Annotated in this window: 22 protein-coding genes; 7 read left to right on the forward strand and 15 right to left on the reverse strand. The window is 68.1% G+C overall.

Annotated features, from left to right (window positions below):
• Positions 1 to 33: 33 nt before the first annotated feature.
• The 7 genes from KF887_18390 to acs all read right to left on the reverse strand — a co-directional run bounded on the left by KF887_18390 (position 34) and on the right by acs (position 7,854).
• Positions 34 to 423, reverse strand: a complete 390-nt coding sequence (locus tag KF887_18390; GenBank protein QYK41310.1) for a response regulator — start codon at positions 421 to 423, stop codon at positions 34 to 36.
• Positions 423 to 947 carry a hypothetical protein gene (locus KF887_18395; GenBank protein ID QYK41311.1) on the reverse strand — a complete coding sequence of 175 codons (525 nt, stop codon included), beginning with the start codon at positions 945 to 947 and terminating at the stop codon, positions 423 to 425. Before KF887_18395 ends, KF887_18390 begins: the two co-directional genes overlap by 1 nt.
• 10 nt (positions 948 to 957) lie before the next feature.
• Positions 958 to 2,781 (reverse strand): cyclic nucleotide-binding/CBS domain-containing protein, encoded by a 1,824-nt coding sequence (locus KF887_18400; protein ID QYK41312.1) that lies wholly within the window; start codon positions 2,779 to 2,781, stop codon positions 958 to 960.
• 69 nt (positions 2,782 to 2,850) lie between these two features.
• The gene (locus KF887_18405) at positions 2,851 to 4,869 is read right to left on the reverse strand and encodes a cation acetate symporter (protein QYK41313.1); all 2,019 of its coding nucleotides are present in this window, start codon (positions 4,867 to 4,869) and stop codon (positions 2,851 to 2,853) included.
• A gap of 15 nt (positions 4,870 to 4,884) precedes the next feature.
• Entirely contained in the window at positions 4,885 to 5,139 is a 255-nt protein-coding gene (locus tag KF887_18410; protein QYK41314.1) for a DUF4212 domain-containing protein, read from the reverse strand.
• A 64-nt stretch (positions 5,140 to 5,203) separates the two neighbouring features.
• The gene (locus KF887_18415; GenBank protein ID QYK41315.1) at positions 5,204 to 5,884 is read right to left on the reverse strand and encodes an adenylate kinase; all 681 of its coding nucleotides are present in this window, start codon (positions 5,882 to 5,884) and stop codon (positions 5,204 to 5,206) included.
• Between the two features lie 5 nt (positions 5,885 to 5,889).
• On the reverse strand, positions 5,890 to 7,854 hold the full coding sequence (gene acs, locus KF887_18420; protein ID QYK41316.1) for an acetate--CoA ligase: 1,965 nt from the start codon (positions 7,852 to 7,854) through the stop codon (positions 5,890 to 5,892).
• A gap of 394 nt (positions 7,855 to 8,248) precedes the next feature.
• Between acs and KF887_18425 the strand changes: the two genes are divergently transcribed.
• Positions 8,249 to 8,752: a pyridoxamine 5-phosphate oxidase gene (locus KF887_18425; protein ID QYK41317.1), complete on the forward strand. Its 504-nt coding sequence runs from the start codon at positions 8,249 to 8,251 to the stop codon at positions 8,750 to 8,752.
• A gap of 58 nt (positions 8,753 to 8,810) precedes the next feature.
• On the opposite strand, the gene KF887_18430 is transcribed toward KF887_18425, so the two are convergent.
• Both KF887_18430 and meaB read right to left on the reverse strand, forming a co-directional pair.
• Entirely contained in the window at positions 8,811 to 11,102 is a 2,292-nt protein-coding gene (locus tag KF887_18430) for a right-handed parallel beta-helix repeat-containing protein (protein QYK41318.1), read from the reverse strand.
• Positions 11,103 to 11,252: 150 nt separating this feature from the next.
• Complete coding sequence (gene meaB, locus KF887_18435; GenBank protein QYK41319.1) at positions 11,253 to 12,233, reverse strand: methylmalonyl Co-A mutase-associated GTPase MeaB; 981 nt, start codon at positions 12,231 to 12,233, stop codon at positions 11,253 to 11,255.
• Positions 12,234 to 12,376: 143 nt separating this feature from the next.
• Between meaB and KF887_18440 the strand changes: the two genes are divergently transcribed.
• From KF887_18440 to KF887_18455, 4 genes are all read left to right on the forward strand, one after another.
• Positions 12,377 to 13,171 (forward strand): DUF3108 domain-containing protein, encoded by a 795-nt coding sequence (locus tag KF887_18440; protein QYK41320.1) that lies wholly within the window; start codon positions 12,377 to 12,379, stop codon positions 13,169 to 13,171.
• Between the two features lie 7 nt (positions 13,172 to 13,178).
• On the forward strand, positions 13,179 to 15,626 hold the full coding sequence (gene hrpB, locus KF887_18445) for an ATP-dependent helicase HrpB (protein ID QYK41321.1): 2,448 nt from the start codon (positions 13,179 to 13,181) through the stop codon (positions 15,624 to 15,626).
• A 74-nt stretch (positions 15,627 to 15,700) separates the two neighbouring features.
• Positions 15,701 to 16,816 (forward strand): endonuclease/exonuclease/phosphatase, encoded by a 1,116-nt coding sequence (locus tag KF887_18450; protein QYK41322.1) that lies wholly within the window; start codon positions 15,701 to 15,703, stop codon positions 16,814 to 16,816.
• A gap of 59 nt (positions 16,817 to 16,875) precedes the next feature.
• A complete protein-coding gene (locus KF887_18455) occupies positions 16,876 to 18,072 on the forward strand; it encodes an MFS transporter (GenBank protein ID QYK41323.1) in 1,197 nt (398 codons plus the stop codon).
• Here KF887_18455 and KF887_18460 read toward each other — a convergent pair.
• The 4 genes from KF887_18460 to KF887_18475 form a co-directional block, all read right to left on the reverse strand.
• Positions 18,051 to 18,602 (reverse strand): isochorismatase family protein, encoded by a 552-nt coding sequence (locus KF887_18460; protein QYK41324.1) that lies wholly within the window; start codon positions 18,600 to 18,602, stop codon positions 18,051 to 18,053. The two genes, KF887_18455 and KF887_18460, sit on opposite strands and share 22 nt — an antisense overlap.
• A gap of 29 nt (positions 18,603 to 18,631) precedes the next feature.
• Complete coding sequence (argF, locus tag KF887_18465; GenBank protein ID QYK41325.1) at positions 18,632 to 19,558, reverse strand: ornithine carbamoyltransferase; 927 nt, start codon at positions 19,556 to 19,558, stop codon at positions 18,632 to 18,634.
• 73 nt (positions 19,559 to 19,631) lie between these two features.
• Positions 19,632 to 20,813, reverse strand: a complete 1,182-nt coding sequence (locus KF887_18470; GenBank protein QYK41326.1) for an aspartate aminotransferase family protein — start codon at positions 20,811 to 20,813, stop codon at positions 19,632 to 19,634.
• 157 nt (positions 20,814 to 20,970) lie between these two features.
• On the reverse strand, positions 20,971 to 21,654 hold the full coding sequence (locus KF887_18475; GenBank protein ID QYK41327.1) for a hypothetical protein: 684 nt from the start codon (positions 21,652 to 21,654) through the stop codon (positions 20,971 to 20,973).
• 153 nt (positions 21,655 to 21,807) lie between these two features.
• Between KF887_18475 and KF887_18480 the strand changes: the two genes are divergently transcribed.
• Positions 21,808 to 22,425, forward strand: a complete 618-nt coding sequence (locus KF887_18480) for a GcrA cell cycle regulator (GenBank protein ID QYK41328.1) — start codon at positions 21,808 to 21,810, stop codon at positions 22,423 to 22,425.
• Between the two features lie 165 nt (positions 22,426 to 22,590).
• On the opposite strand, the gene KF887_18485 is transcribed toward KF887_18480, so the two are convergent.
• Entirely contained in the window at positions 22,591 to 23,217 is a 627-nt protein-coding gene (locus KF887_18485) for a ParA family protein (protein ID QYK41329.1), read from the reverse strand.
• A gap of 46 nt (positions 23,218 to 23,263) precedes the next feature.
• Positions 23,264 to 23,563, reverse strand: a complete 300-nt coding sequence (locus tag KF887_18490; GenBank protein ID QYK41330.1) for a hypothetical protein — start codon at positions 23,561 to 23,563, stop codon at positions 23,264 to 23,266.
• 147 nt (positions 23,564 to 23,710) lie between these two features.
• On the opposite strand from KF887_18490, the gene KF887_18495 reads away from it, so the two are divergent.
• Positions 23,711 to 24,232: a BrnA antitoxin family protein gene (locus KF887_18495; protein ID QYK41331.1), complete on the forward strand. Its 522-nt coding sequence runs from the start codon at positions 23,711 to 23,713 to the stop codon at positions 24,230 to 24,232.
• Positions 24,233 to 24,242 lie beyond the last annotated feature (10 nt).

The following is a 24,242-nucleotide window of genomic DNA, read 5'->3' on the forward strand; positions in this document are numbered from 1 at the left end:
CGACGCCCTCCTCGGCGCCGCGCCTGCGGCGGATCAGGCGTCCTGCCCCAGCAGGCGCCGCACTTCCTGCCGCAATTCCTTCAACTCGAAAGGCTTGGTGATGAACCCGTCAGCACCAAGCGCCATGCCCTTCTTGCGCTCGATGGCCGAGCCGCGCGCCGTCATCATGAGGATCTTCACATCCGAAAGGTCCGGGTCCAGCCGCACGCCCTGGCATATTTCGTAGCCGGAAACCTCGGGCAGCATCACGTCCAGAAGCACCAGGTCGGGATGTGTGTCGCGGATGCGCGCCATGGCTTCGCCGCCGTTCGCCACCCGGTCATGCTCATACCCCTCGCGCGTCATCAGGTAGTCGAGCGCGATGGCAATGTTGTCCTCGTCCTCGATCACCAGCACACGGTGCCGTCTTGCCGCCTCGGCCATCACGCTCCCCCCAGGCACGCCGCCATCTGCATCTTGTCGTCTCCCGCGACCGTCATCCACACGGCACCGGTCAGCGTGCCGTCGGGTGCAAGCACGGCACCTTCGGTCAAAGCAACCTGCCGCCCCGCGGCACAGTCGAACCCCATCGGCACCCGCTTGGTGCTGTTCCAGCGTTGCACGACCACGGCATCGGCGCGGCGGATCGCAGGGTTTTCGGCGCTTGTGACCATCGCCGTACGGTCAAGCGCCACGAAGCGCGTGGTCAGGGGGAACACATAGGTCCAGGGGCGCAGCGGGGAAGGATCGGCGGGCGCCAGCACGATCGGCGCCTCGGCCGGCAGGGCAGCAGAAACACGCGGGAACCACGAATATTCCGACCAGATCGAAAAGGCGATGATCCCCGCACCGATCGCGGCGGGGATCGTCCACTTCGGCATCCGCCCGCCGCTGAGCCACCGCACGGCCAGCACGATCCCTGCGATCCCGGCCCCGGCGGATACGGCCGCAAGAATGTCCATCAGCATGTCCGCGCCCTCAGGTCCGCGCGCCCCGGGCCTGACCCAGGGCGGATTGCATGGTGCGCACCACGACAAAGGCGTCGCGCAGGTGGCTGCGTTCGAAATCGCTCAGGTCGTGCGGGGCAAGGAAATTGTCGGGCCTGCGCCCCGAACGGACCAGACGCGCCTGGTTTTCCAGCCGGGTCTGCGCGATCAGGTCATAGGCCTCGATCAGGTCGCGGGCGCCGGTGACGGAAATGACCCCCGCTTCCTCGGCTGCGGTGATCCGGGCGCGGGTGTTCACCGCCGGAAACTGCCCGATCAACGCATAGACCCGCCCCAGATCGGTGACCGGAACGACACCGTTGTGCTTCATGTCGATCATGTTCTTGTGCTCGCCCGACCGGATCGTGGCAAAGCCGCGCAGCAGGCCCAGGGGTGGCGTGTGCTTCAGGCTGTTCGCAATCATGTGGGCCACGAAGATCGAGTTCTTCGCCGCCATCTCCAGCGTTTCGGCCTGCAGGTCGCGGAACAGGGAAGGCGCCCCCCCGATCGGCCGCAGGTCGAACATCACCGAGGCCAGCATCTGCGCCATCGGGTCGGGCTTGGCGACCCAGCCACGGAAATAGTCGCGCCACACCCGCGCCGGCTGGCACCAGCGGGGGTTGGTCGCCATCATGTCGCCCGGGCAATAGACATAGCCGCACAGGTTCAACCCGTCCGAAACGCGGCGTGCAAGGGCTTGGAACCACTCCATGTCGCCGGGCGTCGCGGAGTCGTCGATCACCATGCAGTTGTCCTGATCGGACACACCGGTCTGTTCCTGCCGCCCCTGCGAACCGCAGGCGAGCCAAAGCCAGGGTGCGGGCGCGGGCCCCAGTTCGGCCTCGGCAAGGGCGATCAGCCGGCGCGTCACGGTATCGGCGATGTCGGTGATCAGCCGCGTGACGACCTCATGCGCGTTGTTTCCACCCACCAGTTGCACCAGCAGTTTCGGAATGCGCGCGGTCACGGCGACCATATCCTCGACCGTCTCGGCGGTGGCCGCGTCACGCACCAGTTGCGCCGAACTGACGGCCTGGAACCGCGTCAGATCGGTCTGGGTGACCATCCCGACCAGCTGGCCGCCCTCGACCACCGGCAGATGCCCGATGCGGCGTTCCAGCATGATGTGCAGGATGTCCGAGCCGAGGGCGTCGGGGGCCAGATGCACCGGATCGGGTGTCATGATGCCGGATACGGGCGAACCCGCGTCGATGCCGCTGGCCACGACCTTGTTCGTCATGTCGCGGGTCGTCAGGATACCCACGAAGCGGTTCCCGTCGACGACGCCCAGCGACGACACATGCGCATCCCGCATCCGTTGTGCGGCAAGGCGGATCGGATCATGCGGCGAAACGGTGACGGGCTTGCGCGCCATCAGATCGCCGACCTTCATCGTCGTCAGGTCGGGGCTGCGCCCTTCATGGTTGCGGTGGCGGTTGAAAAGGCGCTCGAAGGCCGGGAAATCCGCGATGAGGCGCCGGAACTCGACGGTGGGCAGCAGCAGCAGCACGGCGTCCTCGGTGACCCGCGCCGTGGTCACCGCCAGCCCGTCGCGCATCAGGCCGCGTTCGCCGAAGGTGTTGCGGGGACCGAGCAGAGAGACGAGCGCACCCGAAGGGTCCAGCACCTCGACCGAGCCGCGCTTGACCAGATAGAGCCCCTTCAGCGGTTCGCCCGCGTGATAGACCTCTTCTCCGGCAGCATATTCCCTGCGGCTGAAGGAACCGGCGACCCGCGCCAGTTCGTCCTGCGGCAGGCTGTCGTAGGGATGCACGGTTTCCAGGAAACCGAGGATGGTCTGAAGCTGCGCGTCCATGTGGCTGGCATGCCTCGGGCCGGGGGTTGGGGTGCGCCCCCCGGGTGACTCCCGGGGGGCGCGGTCTTGTCAGTGCGCGACGGCCTTGCCGGCACCACGGGGAACCCGGATGGATTCCACCAGGTCCTGCACGTCCTGCGGCGGGGCCTTGGTCGCCATCGAGACGACATAGGCCACGACGAAGTTCAGGATCGCGCCGACGGTACCGATGGACAGCGGCGAGATGCCGAAGAAGTGGTTGGCGGCCGTGTTCGGATACCATGCGGTCCCGGGGATGAAGAAGAACCCGAGATACATGAAGATGTAGAACGAGGTGAACACGAGCCCGACGAGCATGCCGAGGATCGCCCCTTCCTTGGTGATGCGCTTCGAGAAGATGCCCATCATCAGCGCCGGGAAGATCGTCGCCGCAGCCAGACCGAAGGCCAGTGCCACCACCTGCGCGGCAAAGCCGGGCGGGTTGAGGCCAAGCCAGGTCGCCAGCACGATCGCGCCCGCCATCGAGACCCGGGCGGCCAGAAGTTCGCCCTTCTCGCTGATGTTGGGGTTGATCGAGCCCTTGATCAGGTCGTGCGACACGGCGGAGGAAATCGCCAGCAGCAGACCGGCCGCGGTGGACAGTGCCGCCGCAAGACCGCCGGCAGCAACCAGGGCGACGACCCAGCCCGGCAGACGCGCGATCTCAGGGTTCGCCAGAACCATGATGTCGTTGTCCACGCGGGTCACTTCGTTGCCGACCCAGCCGAGTTCGGCCACCGTCTTGCCGCCGTACTTCACTTCGGCGAACCGGGCGTCACGGGCAGCAACGGCCTCGACCATGGCGGTCTGCAGCCCCTGCAGGTTGGCATCGACCGCACCGTTGACGGTGACCGCCTCGGGGGTGGTCAGGTCGGCGGCTTCGGGCAGACCGGCGGCAGTGCGCGCGTCGGTCAGCGCCTTGGTCGCATTGGCCACCGCAGTGTTCACGGCGGCGATCGGAGCGTCATTGAAGTACTGGATCTTGCCGTCGCCGTTCCGGTCGCTGAACTGCAGCAGGCCGGTGTTCTTCCAGGTGTTGATCCAGCTCAGTTCCGGCTTGCTGTCGATGTCGGCGATCGACAGGGCCTCGCCGTCAAGCGCGTTGCCGGTGACAGCAGCGGGCCAGAAGGTCGTCGTCAGGTTCAGACGGGCCATCGCACCCACGGCCGGGGCCACGGTATAGAGCAGCGCGATGAACACCAGCGCCCAGCCGGCCGACGAACGGGCATCCGCCACCTTGGGAACGGTGAAGAAGCGGATGATCACGTGCGGCAGACCCGCCGTGCCGATCATCAGCGCCATCGTGAACAGCACCATGTTCAGCACGCTGCTGGTGTCGGCGGTATAGGCGGTGAAGCCCAGTTCCGTCACCACCTGGTCCAGCTTGGCCAGCATCGAGATGTCGCCGCCCGTGGGCGCATAGCCCCCGACCAGACCCATCTGGGGCAGGAAGTTGCCGGTCAGCGACAGCGAGATGAAGATCGCCGGGATCGTGTAGGCGATGATCAGCACGACATACTGCGCCACCTGCGTGTAGGTGATGCCCTTCATGCCGCCAAGCACCGCATAGGCGAACACGATGGCCGCGCCGATGTAGAGGCCGGTATCGGTGGACACCTCGAGGAAGCGCGAGAAGGTCACGCCGACGCCACGCATCTGCCCGATCACATAGGTCACCGAGATGACGATCAGGCAGATCACCGCCACCAGACGGGCGCCACCCGAATAGAAGCGGTCGCCGATGAACTCGGGCACCGTGAACTTGCCGAACTTGCGCAGATAGGGCGCGAGCAGCAGCGCCAGCAGCACGTAGCCACCGGTCCAGCCCATCAGGAAGGCCGACTGCGTGTAGCCGCCCGCAGGTGCCAGCGCGATGATCCCGGCCATCGAGATGAACGACGCGGCCGACATCCAGTCGGCGCCCGTGGCCATCCCGTTCATGATCGGGTTCACACCCTGACCGGCGGCGTAGAATTCCGCAGTCGAGCCCGCACGGGCCCAGACCGCGATGCCGATGTAGAGCGCGAAGGTCGCACCCACCACCAGCAGGTTGAGGGTAAACTGATCCATGTCCCCGCTATCCCCTTATTCGTCCACACCGAATTCCTTGTCGAGCTTGTTCATCCGCCATGCGTAGGCGAAGATCAGCACAAGGAACACGTAGATCGACCCGTTCTGGGCGAACCAGAAACCAAGGTCCGCGCCGCCTACGCTGATGCCCTTCAGCATCGGACGCAGGATGATGCCAAGGCCGAACGAGCACGCGAACCAGACCACCAGCGAAATGATGATGATCCGGATGTTTGCGGCCCAGTAGGCATTGGAGGATTTGTCCGCCATGTCTGCTACTCCCTGAGGTTCCCTTCCCACCGGTCCCCGCAGCATGCGGGCACCGGCCCGTCTGTTATGCCGCCACCCGCCGCACGATGGACGAAAGCATCCCGGCCACATCCGCGATGTCCTTCATCGCATCGATGCGCTCCAGAACGCCCTGACCTTCGTAGTAGGCGATCAGCGGTGCCGTCTGTGCGTGGTAGGCGGCAAGCCGCGCCCGCACCGTTTCGGCGTTGTCGTCGGCCCGGCGCTTGAATGCCGTGCCGCCGCATTTGTCGCAAACGCCCGCGATGGCGGGTTGCTTGAACTCGTCATGATAGCCCTCGCCGCAACCGGCGCAGGTGTAGCGGCCAGAAACACGGCCAACCATTGCTTCGTCGTCAACCTCCAGGCTGACAGCGGCAGTTACCTTCTGTCCCTGCCCGGCCAGCAGCGCGTCGAGCGCCCCGGCCTGCCCATCCGTGCGCGGAAAGCCGTCGAGGATGACGCCCCGTGCCGTATCCGGCTGCGCCATCCGGTCCTTCAGGACGGCCAGCACGATCTCGTCGCTGACCAGCCCGCCGGCATCCATCACGGCCTTCGCCGCCAGTCCTGCCGGGGTTCCGGCAGCGACGGCGGCGCGCAGAAGGTCGCCGGTGGAAAGCTGGACCAGCCCGAACGCCTCTTCCAGCATCCGCGCCTGCGTGCCCTTGCCGGCGCCGGGGGGGCCCAGCAGGATCAGCACGGCGGGGGTGGTGACTACATCCGCCATGCCGATTACCCCCGGTTCATCCGGTTCTCGATCAGGTCCTCGACCACCGACGGGTCGGCAAGCGTCGAGGTATCGCCAAGCGCCCCGAAGTCATTCTCTGCGATCTTGCGCAGGATGCGGCGCATGATCTTGCCCGAACGGGTCTTCGGCAGACCGGGGGCCCACTGGATCAGGTCGGGCTTGGCGATCGGGCCGATTTCCTTGCGGACCCAGCCCTCAAGCTCCTTGCGCAGGGCCTCGGTCGGCTCCACGCCATTCATCAGCGTGACATAGGCATAGATGCCCTGCCCCTTGATATCATGCGGGTAGCCCACCACGGCCGCCTCGGCCACCATCTCATGCGCGACAAGCGCGCTTTCGACCTCCGCCGTGCCCATCCGGTGGCCGGACACGTTGATCACGTCATCGACGCGACCGGTGATCCAGTAGTAGCCGTCGGCATCGCGGCGGCAGCCGTCGCCCGTGAAGTAGTATCCGCGATACTGGGCAAAGTAGGCTTCCTCGAACCGCTTGTGGTCGCCCCAAAGCGTCCGCATCTGGCCCGGCCAGCTGTCGGCGATGCACAGCACGCCATCCGTCTCGGTCGACTCCTGCACCGCCGCCGTCGCCGGATCGAGAACCACCGGCTTCACCCCGAAAAACGGCAGCGTGGCCGATCCCGGCTTTTGCGGGATCGCTCCCGGCAGCGGCGTGATCAGGTGACCGCCAGTCTCGGTCTGCCAGAAGGTATCGACGATCGGGCAGCGGCCCTTGCCGACATGGGTGTTGTACCAGTTCCACGCCTCGGGGTTGATCGGCTCGCCTACCGAACCCAGAAGCCGCAGGCTGGACAGGTCGTGCTTCTCGACCCATTCCGGCCCGAGGCCCATCAGGCTGCGGATCGCGGTGGGTGCCGTATAGAACTGGTTGACCCTGTGCTTGGCGCAGACCTCCCAGAACCGCCCCGCATCGGGGAAGGTCGGCACGCCCTCGAACATCAGCGTCGTCGCACCGTTCGCCAGCGGCCCATAGATGATGTAGCTGTGCCCGGTCACCCAGCCCACGTCGGCCGTGCACCAGAAGACATCGCCGTCGTGGTAGTCGAACGTCAGCTGATGCGTCATCGCGGCATAGACCAGATAGCCGCCCGAGGTATGCACCACGCCCTTCGGCTTGCCCGTCGATCCCGAGGTGTAGAGGATGAACAGCGGGTCCTCGGCACCGACCTCGACATAGGGGCAGTAGGGCTTTGCCGCAGCCATCTCGGCCTTCACGTCGACATCGCGGCCGTCGATCCATGTCGTCTGGTCGCCGGTATGCTTGACCACCAGGCATTTCACATGGTCGTCGCAGTCCAGCAGAGCCTTGTCGGTGTTGGATTTCAGTGCCGTTTTCTTGCCGCCGCGCGGCGCATGGTCGGCGGTGATGACGATCCGTGCCTCGCTGTCGTTGATGCGGTTGGCCAGCGCATCCGGCGAGAAGCCCGCAAAGACAACTGAATGGATCGCACCGATCCGCGCACAGGCAAGCATGGCATAGGCGGCCTCCGGGATCATCGGGAGGTACAGCACCACCCGGTCACCCTTCTTCACGCCATGCGCCTTGAGCACATTGGCCATCCGGCAGGTCTGCTCCAGCAGCTGCGCATAGGTGATGTGCTGGGCGGGCGTCTTCGGGTCGTCGGGTTCCCAGATGATCGCGGTCTGATTGGCGCGCGTCAGCATATGGCGGTCGATGCAGTTCGCGCTGACGTTCAGCGACCCGTCGTCGTACCACTTGATCGAGACCTTGCCGAAAGTGAAATCGGTGTCCTTCACGCGGGTGTATGGCGCGATCCAGTCGATGCGCTGCCCCTGCTCGGCCCAGAAGGCCTCGGGATCGGCCAGCGAAGCCGCATACATTTCCGCATAGCGGTCGGCATCGACATGGGCGTTTGCCACAAAATCGGAAGAAGCCGAATAGCGCCCCTGCGCCGGAACGACATTTGCCAAGATAACTCCCCCTCGTGTCAGGGCGCGGCCAGGGGCCAGCCCATCCGTCGGCCCCCGTGACGGCAGCCGACCCTCACAAGACAATACCCGATGTGAAAAGGAATGCGTAACTATATTTAATGTATATGTTTTTTTGTAAATACTTTTTCCATTATCCGACCAACCTGTAAAGCTGTCTGGGCGCGATGCTTTCGCCGCGTTTCAGATCAAGGGCTTGGCTGTTCATTTCTGCTCACGAAACCGGCATCTGCGGCGGCATGGCGCGACGGATGATCGCCGCACGCCCCTGTGACGCAACGTCACTGGCAGGCGCCGGGCTTTTCAGCACTGCTGCAGGTTGAAACTCTTCGGCCGCTGATTCGACAGCCGAATCACCCCCTAGGATGCTGGTCCGATGACCGACCCGGCGCCGCCGCGCGAACCGACAGACCGGACATTGCCGCCCGACGACGCCGCGCGGGCAATGGCCCGCAGCCTGCTGGCCGGGGCCAGGCACGCTGCGCTGTCCTTTCTTGACCCGGCCAGCGGCACACCGGGCATCAGCCGGATCGCGCATGGCCGCGACGCCGAAGGCGTGTCGATCGCGCTTGTGTCCGGGCTCACCGCGCACGCTCCGGCACTGCGGTTGATCCGGGATTGCGCGCTGCTTCTGGGCGATGTCCCGCCACGGGGCGACCCTCTCGTTCATCCCCGGTTGATGCTGCGGGCCCGTGCCGAATTCGCGCCTGCTGAGGACCGCGCAATGTTGCGCGCGCTATGGCTGGCGCAGCACCCGAAGGCCGCCGTCTATGTCGATCTTGCCGATTTCGCCTTCGTGCGCTTCCACCCCGTCTCGGCCCTGCTGAACGCGGGCTTCGCGCGCGCGTTCCGGCTGGCGGCCGCCGATCTGTTGCCGTAGCTGCGGGAAGGGGCGGACCGTCCGGTCCGCCCCGCCCGTTGCGCCGTCCCGCCCTCCGTCAGTTCGGGTTGTCGCACCGGATCGTCACATTGGCCTTGCCCTTCAGCGCCGTGGACCACCGCAGATGGACCTGCGCACCCCCGGGGCCCTGCTCCGACAATGTCCAGGGCATCTCGGAATTGCCGGCGTTCGCCGCCGTCGTGATCTGTCCGTCCGCCACCACGGCCGTGACATTGCGCGCCCGCGATCCGAACGGCAGGATCGCCGAGCCGTCGATCACCCAGGTGTTCGCGGCGGTGTTCTGCGTGTGCCGCACCACGACCGGGCTCTGGGTGATCTGGTTCACGCCGTTGAACGTGTTCGCCTCGAACAGGATGTTGCGGAAGCGCGTGAAATCGAGGGTCGCCAGCGTCGTGTCCACACCGTCGACGCGATCCACGTTGGTGTTGACCGTCCGGAACACGTTGTCATTCACCATGAACCCGTTGATGAAGTGGCCCGAGCCATAGGGCGACACCACGATCCAGCGGAACGAGGGGGCCACGTCGTTCACGGTGAATATGTTGCCGGTCAGCGTCAGCCCGCCGAACGAGAACCCCGACGCGAAGGCTGGAACGGCATCATGCTCGTTGCTCCATTCGATGAAGCAGTTGTCGATGTAATTCGCCGTCATCGTCGACTTGACGTTGGTCGACGCGAACACGACACCGGCGCGGCGCACCCCGAGCGCCTGGTCGTCGCCCTGGAAGAAGTGGTTCCCCGTCAGCACGTTGCCAGACCCTGACAGGATCGCGAAATGGGCGAACCGGACGATCCGGTTGTCGCGGATCTTGGCATCGTTGGCGTTCACGTTCAGGCAGATCGTCGTGCGGTCCTGTGCGGGCAGCGGCTGTTCATCCGAAAGGAACTGGCACTGGTCCACGAACATCCCCTGGCATCCCGTGCCGATCGAGGTCAGCGCACGATCCTTGGGACGGTTGATCACGCTGTCCGCCACCCGGAAGGTCGACCCCGCAGGTGGTATCATGACGGCACTCGCAAGCCCGCCGCACTGGAATTCCATGTCGATGATCTCGAACCGGCTCAGGGATGCGAAACCGCTGAAATCGAGCATGTAGCGATAGCGGGTGAAGGTCAGCGTGCGGGTGCCAGCCGCCCCCCACAGCGGCCGCGACAACTCGACCGTGCCCGCGCCGACGTTCTTCGACCGGACATAGACCTCGCGCCCGACCCCGGTGCCGCTGACCCGCGCGCCCACCGGAATGCCGGCCACATTCGCAACCGCCGTCAGCAGCGTCGCATTGCTTGCGGGGGTGTAGGTGGCAACCGATGTGACCGTGGTGGTGTTCCACCCCGATCCGGGCTGCGCCTCCAGCTGCCCGTTCGCCAGAACGCGCCGCTGCGCCAGCGTGTCGAGGCCCGCAACGGCCGCAACGTCCACCGGTTCGGTCAGCTGGACCCTGCGCCCGCCAAGATCGAGCGTCACGTGGTCGGTGAAATAGAACAGCGCCTGCAACGCCCGCCGGAAGCCTTCGGGCTCGCTGCCGAACGCGGCTTCGTAGGTATCCATGTTGTAGTCGCGGGTGCAGACAAGGCGGCGGTTGGCGGGCATCACCACCTTTCCCTCGAACCGGACCTTGGTGTTGAATGTGGTGTTCGAGTTCAGGAAGTAGGTTCCCGCCGACACCAGAACGCTCCGCCCCGCCGCCGCCGCGTCCGCCGCGATGAAGGCGCCCGCGTCATCGGTAACGCCATCACCCACGGCGCCGAAATCCCGGACATCAACCCAGTCCATCAGCTTCCGCTGGAAGAACGACGACACGTCCTCGATCACGATGTCATCGATCCGCACCACGCCGCCGTTGGGACCGGTCAGATCCAGCCCGAAATGGCCGTAGACGGGTGTCAGGCCCCAGACCATGTTCACGCCCGTACGCCCGCCGGTTCCCACGATTGCGGTGACCGTCACGACCTGCCCGTAAGACGTCAGCGAAACTGCCGGCCCGGTCTGCAGCACCGACCCCACGTTGGTGCCATTGGCGCGTGCCGCATAGGCGGCGATCCGGACGGTCGGCAGGTTTCCCGATATCGCCTTCACGCGTGCGGTAATCCGCAGGTAGACGCCGGGCAGGATGGGTGTCTGTGCGTAGGAACGCAGCCGCTGCGTCGTTGCGGTTTTCTGCAGTTCCAGACAACCGGCGAAATCCTGATCGGCCGGCACGAAGGCGGCGTTGGGCTGACCGGCGTAGCTCGCCGAGCCGGGCGTCCCATCCTCGCGGGACCAGAGGCCGAGGTCCGCCGAAAAGGGCGGCGGCATCAGCTGGAGCCCATCGGTTACTGCCACATTCATCGCGTTTGCCCCTTGCTTCGCTGTGCCCTTTCCCGCACCGGCCCGCTCGGGGGCGTGCCGTTTCGGATGGGCACAGGGTCTAGCAACGGAACGTTAACCGCGACTTGGCCGACCGCACGCTGCCCGGCCGGCGGCGCAACAGCGCGGAACTCAGGGCAGGCGGATCATCTCCAGCACGGCCGCGGCGGCGGCATCGGGCGATGCGCGCCCGTCGGCCACCGCCCGACCCTGCTGGTCGAGCGCGGCCTGCAGCGCCGGTCGCGCCATGACGCGGGCGATCAGGCCGTCGCGGACCTCGGCCTCGAACCACCGCACCGCCTGACCGGCGCGGATGGCGGCAAAGTGCCCCTCGTCACGGCGCCAGTCCGCCAGCCGCCGCATTGCCGACCACGCGGCATCAAGCCCCTGATCCGCAAGCGCCGAGACGGTCATGGCGAGCGGAAAGCCCTCGGGGTCCTGCGGCCTGCGCCGCAGCAACCGCAGTGCTCCGGCATATTCGGCGCAGGTGCGCTGCGCGGCCGGGCGCAGGTCGCCATCGGCCTTGTTCACCAGGATCAGGTCGGCCATCTCCATGATGCCGCGCTTGACACCCTGCAACTCGTCGCCCCCGCCCGGCGCCATCAGCAGGACGAACAGGTCGCACAGGTCGGCCACCACCGTTTCCGACTGGCCCACGCCGACGGTCTCGATCAGCACAACGTCGAAACCGGCCGCTTCGCAGATCGCCACGGCCTCGCGCGTGCGGCGGGCCACGCCACCCAGATGGGTGCGACTGGGCGACGGGCGGATGAAGGCTCGCGGGTCGCGGCTCAACCGATCCATCCGGGTCTTGTCACCCAGGATCGACCCGCCGGTGCGCGCCGAAGACGGGTCCACCGCAAGAACCGCCACCCGCAGCCCCTGCGCCGTCAGCATCAGGCCGAAGCTTTCGATGAAGGTCGACTTTCCAACCCCAGGCGTCCCGGACAGCCCGATTCGCAGGGCCTGACGCCCTGCCACCCGCAGCCGCTCGCCCAGCCGCAACGCCGCGGACCGGTGATCGGCCCGCGCGCTTTCCACAAGCGTGATCGCCCGCGCCACGGCCCGCCGGTCCCCGGCAATCACCCGCTCGGCCAGATCGCTTTCGTCCATTCTGCGAATTCCCGGCAAACTTTCGCCCAACCGGCGCCCAGACGCGCCCATGGTCGCAGGAATGTCAACGCCGCGTCGCGCGCGGGGGGTGTAACGGCACTATCCGTACCCACCTTGCATTTGCGCATTCCGACAGGTCCGACATGCTTCCACCCCGCCAGCCGCTGCGAAAACTGCTGACTGTCTGCCTGATCGGCGTGGTGTTTCTGGCCACGCTGATCGCGGCAACGCCGCACCTGCATGCGCAGTCCCGGGCCGAGGCCGCGGTGCCGGTCTCGCGCGACATCCGTGACGAACACAGCTACCGGGTTACCGTGCTCGGGGTCTACGCGGGAACCGTCCGGCTGTCCGGCGAACAGCGCGGCAACGCCTATCGGGCAGAGCTGGCCCTGGAAAGCAGGGGGGCCGGGGCGGCAATCCGGCGGGTGCGCTTCCTCGCCTCGTCCGAGGGCGGTATCGCGAACGGCCGCTATGCCCCCGCGCGCTATGCCGAAGACGCCGACACCGGCAAGCGCCAGTCGAAATCGGTGATCGAGTACAAGCGGGGTGTTCCGACCGTCGTGACCTATCGGTCCGACAAGGATCATCGTCTGAACGTCGTGGATCCGGCGACGCAGGGCGGCACGCTCGATCCGGTCACATCGATCTATGCCATCCTCCGCGACGTTCCGCGCGAGGCGGCATGCACCGCGGCGATCACCACGTTCGATGGCCGGCGCCGCACCACAACCCGCCTGTCCGATCCCCGGCCACAGGGCGAGGGTCTGGTCTGCCGGGGCGAGTATCGACGGGTCGCCGGCTATTCCGATTCCGAGATGGCCGAGCGCAGCCGGTTTCCCTTCACCGTCATCTATGTTCCCGCTCCGGGCGGAATGATGCGCGTCGATGAAGTCCGGGTCCAGACGCTCTATGGAAATGCGGTCATGAAACGCCGATAAGGCCCGGGTGACCGACGCCGCGCTGCCCATCGACGCCGTACTGCCCGACCTCCTGGCTGCCCTGCGCAGCGCAGGGCGTGTGGTGCTTCAGGCCCCGCCCGGCGCAGGCAAGACCACGCGGGTGCCGCCGGCGCTGCTTGCGGCGAACCTAGCGCCCGGGCGCATCGTCATGCTGGAGCCCCGGCGGCTGGCGGCGCGGGCAGCGGCCGAACGCATGGCGCAGACCCTGGGCGAAACGGCCGGGCAGACCGTCGGCTACCGCATCAGGGGCGACGCGAAGATTTCGGCGGCCACCCGGATCGAGGTGGTGACCGAGGGTATCCTGACCCGAATGATCCAGTCGGACCCGGAACTTTCGGGCATCGGCGCGGTGATCTTTGACGAGTTTCACGAGCGGTCGCTGAACGCCGACCTCGGACTTGCGTTGACGCTGGAACTTCGCGCGGCACTCCGGCCGGACCTGCTGCTGATCGTGATGTCCGCCACGCTCGATGCCGCTCCGGTCGCCGCGCTCATGGGGGATGCGCCCGTGGTGACCGCCGAAGGGCGGGCCTTTCCGGTCGAGACACACTGGCTTGCCCGCCCCCTGCCCGCCGATGCCCGATGGGAGACCGAGGCCGCGCGGCTGCTGCTCGATGCCGTCGATGCCACCGAGGGCGGCGTCCTGTGCTTCCTTCCGGGCGAGGGCGAAATCCGCCGGGTGGCACGTCTGGTCGAGGGCCGACTGCCAGCGGGATGCTTGGTGCAGCCGCTGTTCGGCGCGCTGTCGCTGGCCGAACAGCGCGCGGTCCTGTCGCCCCTGCCGCAGGGGCGCAAGGTGGTTCTGGCCACCTCGATCGCGGAAACCTCGCTGACCATCCCCGACGTCCGGGTTGTCGTTGACGCCGGCCGCGCACGGCGGGCGCGGTTCGAACCTGCCACCGGCCTTGGGCGGCTGGTTACCGAACGGGTCAGTCGCGCCGAGGCCGAGCAGCGAAGGGGTCGCGCGGGCCGGGTCGCCCCCGGTGTCTGCTATCGGTTGTGGGCGCGGGCCGAGGAAGGCGCGCTGCCTGCCTTCGCCCCGCCCGAGATCGCCACCGCTGACCTGACCGCGCTTGCGCTCGATCTGGCGCTCTGGGGTGCCTCGGATCTGCCGTTCCTGACCGCGCCACCGGCGGCCGCCCTGACCGAGGCGCGCGCCACGCTGCGCGATCTTGGCGCGCTCGATGCAAGGGGCGGCATCACCGCCCATGGCCGCAGCCTTGCCGCGATGCCGCTGCATCCCCGTCTGGCGCACATGCTGGCGGTCGCAGGCCGCGCGGCGGCGCCCGTCGCCGCGCTGCTGTCAGACCGCGATCCGCTTCGCGGCGCACCTCCAGACCTCTCCTTGCGGCTGACAGCGCTGCGCGATCCCCGCGACTATGCCGGACGCCACCCCTGGCCCGCCGACCGCATGACGCTGGAACGGGTGCGCGCGGAAGCGGCGCGGCTGTCAAGGCTGGCCCCCGACCGCCCCGCGCCATCACCCGGCGCGATGGCCGCCCTCGCCTATCCCGACCGCATCGGCTTGCGCCGTCCGGGCGATGCACCCCGCTGGCTTCTGTCGAACGGACGCGGTGCGGCGATGGAACCGGGCGGCCCGCTGTCGGCCGCGCGTCTGATCGTGGCGACCGATCTGGACGGCGCAGGGCGCGAGGCGACGGTGCGCCAGGCCGCATCGCTGACCGAGTCCGAGTTGCGGGATCTCTTCCCGGGCCGCATCGGCTGGGAGGACCGCGTGGAATGGTCGGACCGCGAGGGCCGGGTGGTCGCGCGGAGGCAGGAACGGTTCGGTCCGCTGGTGCTGGCTGACCGCGCGCTGCCCGATCCCGATCCCGATGCACTGGCCCGCGCCGCGCTTGACGGCCTCCGCGCCGAGGGCCTGCCCTGGACGCCCGCCGCCGCCCGCCTGCGCGCGCGCGCGGTCGAGGGGCGGGCAGCCGGCCTGCCGCTGCCACCGGTCGATGATGCCGCACTGATGGCCATTGCCGGGGATTGGCTGCTGCCCTGGCTGGTGAACCTGCGCACGCGGGCCGACCTGCGTGGCCTGGACCTGACAGAGGCGCTTCGCGACCATCTGGGGCGCGATGGCGTCGCCGCGCTCGACCGGCTCTGGCCCGCGCATGTGACAACCCCGCTCGGGCGCCGCCTGCCCATCGACTATGACGCCGACACGCCGGGAATCGAGGCGCGCGTGCAGGAATTCTTTGGCGTCACCGAACACCCCGCCGTCGGCCCCGACCGCCGGCCCCTGCGCCTGACGCTGCTGTCGCCGGGGGGCAAGCCGGTGGCCGTGACGACCGATCTTCCCGGGTTCTGGAAGGGCGGCTACGCGGATGTCCGGCGCGACATGCGGGGCCGGTATCCGCGGCACCCCTGGCCGGACGACCCGACCGCGGCGGAACCCACCACGCGCGCCAAGCCGCGCGGCACCTGACCTTTGGCATAGCTTGTCTGCCCAACCCCGGGCTGCCAGATTTTGCGGATATTCAACCCGCAGAGGATTTGACGATGGAGCATTTCAAGCTCGCGGCCTGGAACATCGAACATGGCGACAAGTTGGCCGTCCCCCGCCCCGAGGATGAACCGCGCCTTGATGCGATCGCGGAAGAAATCGCGGGCATCGACCCCGACGTCCTGCTGGTCGGCGAGGGCCCCAAGGGCGAGGCCCGCGCCGCCGCCTTCTTTGACCGGGTCGCGCCCGGCTATGATCTGGTGACCCGGGGTTCCGCCGACTGGCGCGACTATGGCACGCAGGGCGCGCAGTGGCTGTGGTTCCTGGTCCGGCGCGGGGTGCCGATTCGCGGGCGGCTCCAGCATCTGGACCGCTGGCGCGCACTGACCGCGCCCGCCTGGGGCAACCAGCGGCGTGGCGACCGGTGGGAAGTCTCGTTTCCGATCTTCGATGCCGCAGCGGCGAACCTGCGGTTCCTCGTGCCGGGCACGCACGGCCACTACCGGCATCCGCAGGTCCTGCAGGTCGAGATCGACCTGCCGAACGGCAAGATGCAGCATCTGGAGATCATCGGCTGCCACCTGAAAAGCAAGATCAACGGCGTCTACCCCAAGGGCGATGCCTATGCGGCGGATTTCTTCGATCGCCAACCGGCGCTCGTGGCCGACATCATGACCTCGCGCATCAAGCTGACGACCGAGGCAACCGATATCCGCCACTACATCGATGCCCGGTTCCAGTCCGAACCCGATGCCGCAATCATCGTCGCGGGCGACCTGAACGACGGGCCGGGCAAGGAGCGGATCGAGCGGCGGTTTCTCTACCACGATCTCGTCGGCAACCTGCAGGGCGATGTCTTTCTCGCGCGGCAGTTCCTGAACCATGCGCTGTTCGACTTCGACGACACCGCCCGCTGGTCCTACGATCTGGGGCGCGACCGGCTGGACCCCGCACGCAACCCCCGCATCCTGCTGGATCACATCATGTTCACGCAAGCCCTGACCGGCGCCGACCGTCCGCAGGTCGCGGCGTTCCGGGCGCGGTCCGGTGGCGGCAAGATCGAACATGACGTGCACCACCGGGTCGCCGCCGCGCGCGGCAGGAAGGCGCAGACCAGCGATCATCGCGCGGTCTCGATGATCTTCGACCGGCGGGCGCAGGCCACGTCCTGACCTTCCCATCGGCCCGGCGGCAGGCTAGGAAGCGGGGCGCATGGCCAGGGGACAGCAGGATGGATGACGCAACCTCAGCCACGCGGGGCCGGTGGGCCGTGGCCACCATGTTCCTGGCCAACGGTTTCGTCATGGGGGCCTGGGCGCCACAAATCCCCTTGCTTCTGCCCCGGCACGGGATCGGCGAAGCGACACTGGGCCTGCTGATCCTGGTTCTGGGTGCCGGGGCCGTGGGGGCGATGCTGTTCTGCGGGCGCCTGATCGGGCGTTTCGGCGCACGCGCCGTGCTGCGGACCTTCATGCTCGCCATCGTGCCGGTGTTGCCGGTGGTCGTCTTTGCCCCTTCGGTGCCGCTGCTGGCAGTTGCGATGGCCCTGTTCGGCGCGATGATCGGCTGCATGGACGTGGCGATGAACGCGAACGCGGTCGAGGTCGAGCGTCGGCTCGGCCGGGCCATCATGTCCTCCTCGCACGGGTTCTGGAGCCTCGGGGGCTTTGCGGGCGGCGCCTCGGGCAGCGTGATCATCGCCCGGGCCGGGTCCGAAGTGCAGGCCATGGCGACCGCAGGGATCACCCTGGCGCTCGTGCTGATCGCCGCACCCTACCTGATGGCCGGCGATCCCCCTGCCGCCCGCGACCGGACGGAGCCGCAGACGCGCCTGATTCCGCATGACGGGGCGCTGTGGCTTCTGGGGGCGCTTGCCCTGCTGTCGATGGTGCCGGAAGGCGCGGTCCTCGACTGGGCCGCACTCTACCTCGGCAAGGAACTCGGCGCGGGCGTCGAAACCTCGGGCCTGGCCTTCGCCCTGTTCGCGGGGGCCATGGCCGTGGTGCGCTTTGCGGGCGATGCCATCCGCAACCGCTTCGGTGCCGTCCGCACCCTGCGCGTATCGGGCCTGATCGGCGCGGCAGGGCTTGCCGTCGCGGCATCCGCGCCCGACGCCGGGATCGCGATCGCGGGCTTCGCCCTGGCGGGGCTCGGTGTGGCGAACATGGTGCCGGTGATCTTTTCCGCGGCCGGGAACCACCCCGGGCTTCCCTCGGGCGCGGCGATCTCGGTGGTCACGATGGTCGGCTACGCGGGCATCCTGGTCGCGCCCTCCACCATCGGCTTCGCCGCCGAGGCGGTCGGCTTCCGCCTGACCTTCGGTGTCCTGGCGGCGCTTCTGCTGTTCGTGTCGTCCCTGGCGGCCCGCGCGGCGGCGGCGGACGCGGCCGTGATCCCCGGCGCCGTTCAGACGAGGCCCGCCACCTGATCCGCCGTCACCAGCTGTGCGAAATCGGCCCCGAGCAGCGACAGCGTCACGCGCAGGACCGTGGCGGCGTCGATCCTGCCGCCGTCATGGGCAGGAATGTCGAACCCGATCAGGGCATCGCCCGGCAGGATGACGGCAAAGCCCAGGTCATGCGCCCAGCGGCAGGTCGAGGTGACGCAGAACGCCGCAACCGCCCCCACCAGCACCAGGCGGTCGATGCCCGCCCGGCGCAGATGCGCGTCAAGGCCGGTCCCGGCAAAGGCCGACGACCCCGATTTCCAGATCACCGCCTCGCCAGCGACCGGCAGCGCGCAGGGCATCGGCGCCCCGCCCGGCGCGTCGCGGCGGAAAGGCGAGGCAGGGTCGGGATCGTCATGATGCACATGCACCACCGGCAGCCCGCGTTCCCGGAACAGCGACAGCAGCGCCGCCACATGATCCTCGGCCTGCGGGTTCGCGCGCGGCCGCCCGGCCGTCGTGCGGTCCGCCATCCCCATCTGCATGTCGATGACCAGCAGTCCCGTGGCCATGGCTTTCCCCCTCGCTCCGTCGATGCCGATCAGACGCCCAGGCACCACCGCATGACGGCCTTCTGCGCATGCAGGCGGTTCTCGGCCTCGTCGAAAACCACCGAATGCGGCCCGTCCATCACCGTGCTTGTCACCTCGTCGTTCCGGTGCGCGGGCAGACAGTGCATGAACAGCGCATCGGGCTTGGCGCGCGCCATCAGCGCCTCGTTCACCTGATAGCCACGCAGCTGGTTGTGGCGGCGCTCCTTGGCGCTTTCGGGGTCGTGCATGCTGACCCATGTGTCCGTCACCACCAGATCGGCCCCCTCGACCGCCCTGAACGGATCGCGCTCGATGCGCATGCCCACACCCTTGGACAGGGCGAACTTCACCCAGGCCTCCTCGGGGTCCAGCGGCGGCGGGCCGGTGAAGGTGAAGTCGAACCCGAACTGGCCTGCGGCATGGATGAAGGACGCGCAGACATTGTTGCCATCACCCGACCAGACCACCTTGCGCCCGGCGATCGGGCCGCGGTGTTCCTCATAGGTCATCACGTCGGCCATGATCTGGCAGGGATGGGTGCGGTTGGTCAGGCCGTTGATCACCGGCACCGTGGCATGTTCCGCCATCTCGTGCAGCGTCGCCTCCTCATAGGTGCGGATCATGATCAGGTCGACATAGCGCGACAGCACCCGGGCCGTGTCGGCGATGGTCTCGCCATGGCCAAGCTGCATCTCCTTTCCCGAAAGCACCATGGTGGCACCGCCCATCTGGCGCACGCCGACGTCGAAACTGACGCGGGTGCGGGTCGACGGCTTTTCGAAGATCAGCGCGACCATCCGTCCGGCAAGCGGCAGGTCGTCGTCGGGGGCGCCGCGCGGACGGTCGCCCCGCGCGGTCTTCATGGTGCGGGCGGCGTCGATCATGCCGCGCAGCGCGGCGGCGTCGGTCGTATGGATGTCGAGAAAATGGTTCATGTCGTGTCTCTTGCAGCACGGCCGGCGGGCCGGACCCCCGGTTCCCCCGGGGGCATCTGGAATGGGAAGCGGGTCAGGCGGCCTTCTGCGAAAGCGCCGTGGCGGCTGCATCCAGGCGTCGGACCGCCTCGGCGATGTCGTCGTCGGGGATGTTCAGCGCGGGCAGCAGGCGCACCACGCTGTCGGCGGCAGCAACGGTCAGCACGTTCTGCGCATATCCCGCCTTCACGACATCGGCCGGCGCCACGCGGCACTTGAGCCCCAGCATCAGGCCCTGACCGCGCACGGCCTCGAACACGTCGGGGTGGGCGGCCACCAGCCCTTCTAGCCGCTGGCGGAACAGCGCGCCCTTGCGCGACACCTCGGCAAGGAACGCCGGATCGTCGACATGGTCCATGACGGCAAGACCCACGGCGCAGGCCAGTGGATTGCCGCCATAGGTCGAGCCGTGGGTTCCGGCCGTCATTCCGGCCGAGGCCGCCTCGGTCGCCAGAACCGCTCCCAGCGGAAAGCCCCCGCCGATGCCCTTGGCCACCATCATGATGTCGGGCGCGGCCCCGGCCCATTCATGGGCAAACAGCCTGCCGGTGCGCCCCATGCCGCATTGCACCTCGTCGAACACCAGCAGCGCGCCGGTGCTGTCGCAAAGATCGCGCAGCCCCTTCAGGCAGGCGTCCGGCAACACGCGGATGCCGCCCTCGCCCTGGATCGGCTCGACCAGAACCGCCGCCGTGCGGTCGGTCACGGCAGCGCGCAGCGCATCGTGGTCGCCAAAGGGCAGGTGCGTGAAGCCGGGCATCAGCGGGCCGAAGCCCTTGGTCATCTTCTCGGACCCGGCCGCCGCGATGGCGCCGGTGGACCGGCCATGGAATGCCCCCTCGAACGCCACGATCTGCGTCCGGTCGGGGTCGCCCTTTTCGTGCCAGTACTTGCGGACCATCTTGATCGCCAGTTCCGCCGCCTCGGTCCCCGAGTTGGTGAAGAACACGCGATCCGCGAAGGTCGCATTCGCCAGCCGTTCTGCCAGCGCCTCCTGCTCGGGGATGCGGTAGACATTCGACACATGCCAGAGCTTCTGCGCCTGCGCCGTCACCGCGGCAACAAGGGCCGGATGCGCGTGCCCAAGCGCGTTCACCGCGATCCCGGCACCGAGGTCTAGGTATCGCGACCCGTCCTCCGCGATCAGCCAGGAGCCTTCGCCGCGCACGAAGGACAGCGGCGCGCGGTTGTAGGTGGGAAGGACGGCAGAGGTCATCGGCAAGCTCCCGATTGCAAGGCCCAAGGGGTGCCCGAGGGCAGACGGCATGTCAACAAAGAGGGAAGGGATCGCAGGCGGATGGCCCGCGCGGACGGGTGTGCGTCAGCGTCGGCGTCGGATGGGCAGGGGGGCCATGAGCGCGATCATCGGCGCTCTATGCCGGTTCGTCGCCGTCTTGTCCAGCGGCATCGGGCAGCGGCCGATAGCCGGGTTCGGCGATCTCGGCGGCAATCGTCGCGGCATCCGCCTCGATCCCGAGCATGGCGAAGAGATCGGTCAGGAACGGCAGCGGCGCGGCGCGGGCCGCGTCCATGTCGCACAGCACGAAGGGCGCGTCGGTGCGGTCGGCCACGTCGGACAACGCCAGATGCGCAGCCAGCCCCTTGCGCAGCAGCCACAGGCCATCCCGCCCGGTGTCGAGGTTGCGCGACCGGATCGACTGCATCACCGCGAGCGGATTGCGCAGGGCCACCACGACGACCGGGTCGCGCAGCAGGGGTGCCAGGTCGGGCACGAGGGCGATGGCGCGGGGAAACTTGAAACCCCAGCGGGGGTGCATGGCGTTGCGCCGCGCGATCAGATCATGCAGCGCCGCCGTCTCGGCGGGCGTGCGCCCGCGGCGGGGGTTGAAGAACAGCGCCGCGAATTCGGCATCCTCGTGATTCACCTCGCGAAAACGGTCGCCCAGGTGGACCCCGGCGCGGATCAGCGCATAGGCCAGGAACGAGGTCATCCCCTGCGCCGCCCCCACCACAAGGAAGGTGGCCGATACCCGCCGCGCCGCGAGCGCGGCGGGGCGCAGGACGGTCAGGTGATCGCCGAGCACGAGATCGGACATGGCGCGCCCCCGGTTGTGGCCGTGTGGCGGCTAGCAGCGCGGCGGGCATGCGTCAACGCCGGGGCGGCTTGTATCCGCGACCGGGGCAGCTAAAATGCGCGACTTGCGAAGGGCCGCCCGTCCTTTGCCCGCCATTGCCATGGGAGACGACGGATGTCCTGGACCGACGAGCGTGTCGAGACGCTCAAGCGCATGTGGGCCGAGGGCCAGAGTGCAAGCCAGATTGCCAAGGAACTGGGCGGGGTTACGCGCAATGCGGTGATCGGCAAGGTGCATCGCCTGGGCCTGTCGAACCGGGTTGGCGGGGTCGGCGGCCGCGAGGATGGCGAGGAAGAGGCCGTGCCGCAGGTGGCTGCGGCCGATCCTGCGCCGCGCGTGGTGCAGGCCGAGGCGGCCGCCCGGCCGGCCGAGATTCCCCGCCCGGCCGCCGAGCGCCCGGCAACGGTGCCGCCGGTGGCGCCCGCGTCGAACGTGACGCCCCTGCCCGCCCGCAAGCCGATCGTGCCCGCCGGACAGCCGCTGCCGCCCCAGCCATCGGCCAACGAGATCAGCCCCGAGGCCCTGGCTTCGGTGCGCGAGGTCGAAAAAAGGGCGCGGAAACTTACGCTTATGGAACTGACGGAACGCACCTGCAAATGGCCGGTGGGCGATCCGGCGACGGATGATTTCTGGTTCTGCGGCCTGCCGTCGCTGCCCGGCAAGCCCTATTGCGAGGCGCATGTCGGCGTCGCGTTCCAGCCGATGAGCGCGCGGCGGGACCGGCGGCGTTGAAGCGGTTTCTTGACGCGGACCACCCGATGTTCGCACGGGCCTGGGTTCGCTGGGCGACCGTCGCGGTGCCTGGCGCATGGGCAATTTTCGAAGCGTCCACAGGGGCTTGGATCTGGGCCGCGATGTTCCTCGCGGCCGCCGGATATGCCTTTTGGGTGCTGATCCTCAGGCGTTGAGGCGGGCGATGATCTCGTCCGCCAGGGCGGCGATTTCGGTGGCTGCCGGGCTCTGGCCGGTTTCGGCCACGCCCAGGCCCTGACCCAGCGTCTCGGCGAAGGCGATGCGCTGGCCGAGGCGGGCGCGGGCGATGTCGGGGGTCAGTTCGGCGGCGGCGGCGGCCACTTCCTCGGCGAGGCGGGTGCCGGAGCGGGTGCGGTTGAGCACAAGTGTTGTGGGTTTGCTGACGCGGGCCGCAAGATCGAGTACGCCATCGGTGGCCCAGAGGTCGACGTGGCTGGTCGCGACCGGAATCAGGATCAGGGTGGCCTCTCGCAGGGCCGGGCGCAGGTCGCTGTCGATCTTGGGGGGCGTGTCAATGATCACGAAGTCATTGCTTTTCCTGAGTTTTTCAACCTCATAGCCGACCCCCCAGGCAGAGGCGGTCGAAAAGTCCATGTCGGACACGCCACGGTCGCGGCGCGTCATGAACCAGCGGCCGAGCGACCCCTGCGGATCGGTGTCGAGCAGCGCAACCCGTTGACCGCGGCGGACAATCTCGACGGCGAGGTTGACCGCGAGCGTGGTCTTGCCGCTGCCGCCCTTCTGCTGGGCGATGGTGAGGACATGGGCCATGGGAACCCCCTTTGCTGCGGTGCAGCATAGGGTGATTCGCGCGGGGTTAACAGCGCAGCGTTCCGCGCATTTCGCCGCTGTCACCCTGGAGGCTGCGATCGGCCAGCCGGCAGCCCGTGACGGGTTCGATCAGGCCGATCATGGTGGCCCGGATCGCCTGGTGTTCACCCCTTGCGGCATAGCCGAGCCGGATCACCTGGACGCGGTTTTCGGTAAAGAATACCGTATATTGCCGCCCATCCACGGTGACGTCGCGGCGGGCCGCGCCGAAGAATTCGGGCGCCGGGCTTGCACCGCAGGCGGCGAGGATCGGGCAGACGGCAAGGAGCGTGCGCCATGGTGACATTCCGCCATGGAACGGCTCCTTGGTTAAGGAAAGGTTGACGGTCTGGCAGGCGTCTGGCGCACGTCTGGCCTGCGTCGGGACGGCGCGCGCGCCGGTAAGGCGTCGTTCATGCCGCCGCGCGAGCCTTGGCGCAGCACAGGAGACGCCATGCCCCGCCGTACCCCGCCCGCCCGCCGTCCGGCCCGCCAGGCCGCCCATTACGCCTATATGGCCGATGTCATGCGCCGCCTGGAATGGGACCTGCACAACACCATCGCGATGACCGGTCGCGTGCCCGCCGCCTGGCACGAGATCGCCCGGGCCGAGCCGCACAGCGCCACGGTGAAGGTCACGCTGCGGCTGGAGGCCGATGTGGTGAAGTTCCTGAAGTCGATGGGCGAGGGCTGGGGCCCGCGCGCGAACGACATCCTGAAAAGCTGGATGCACGCCCGGCTGGCGGGGGTGATCCGGGGTGCCGAGACGGTGGACTACTACCGCGCCCGGACCGGCGCGGGGCTTGACGGGCCGAAGCCCCGGTTCGGCGCGACGGCGCGGGAGTTCGACGAGGAGGACGGCGTGACGGCGGCCCATACGGTGCCGAAGAAGGTCGAGATGATCGAGGTGCTGCAGGCCCGCTATGCCACCGAGGGCGAACCCGAGGGCGGATTGCCGGACCTGCGGGTGAAGTAGCGCGTCGCGG

The organism is Paracoccaceae bacterium (assembly GCA_019454225.1).
In the GTDB taxonomy this organism is placed as follows: Bacteria; Pseudomonadota; Alphaproteobacteria; order Rhodobacterales; family Rhodobacteraceae.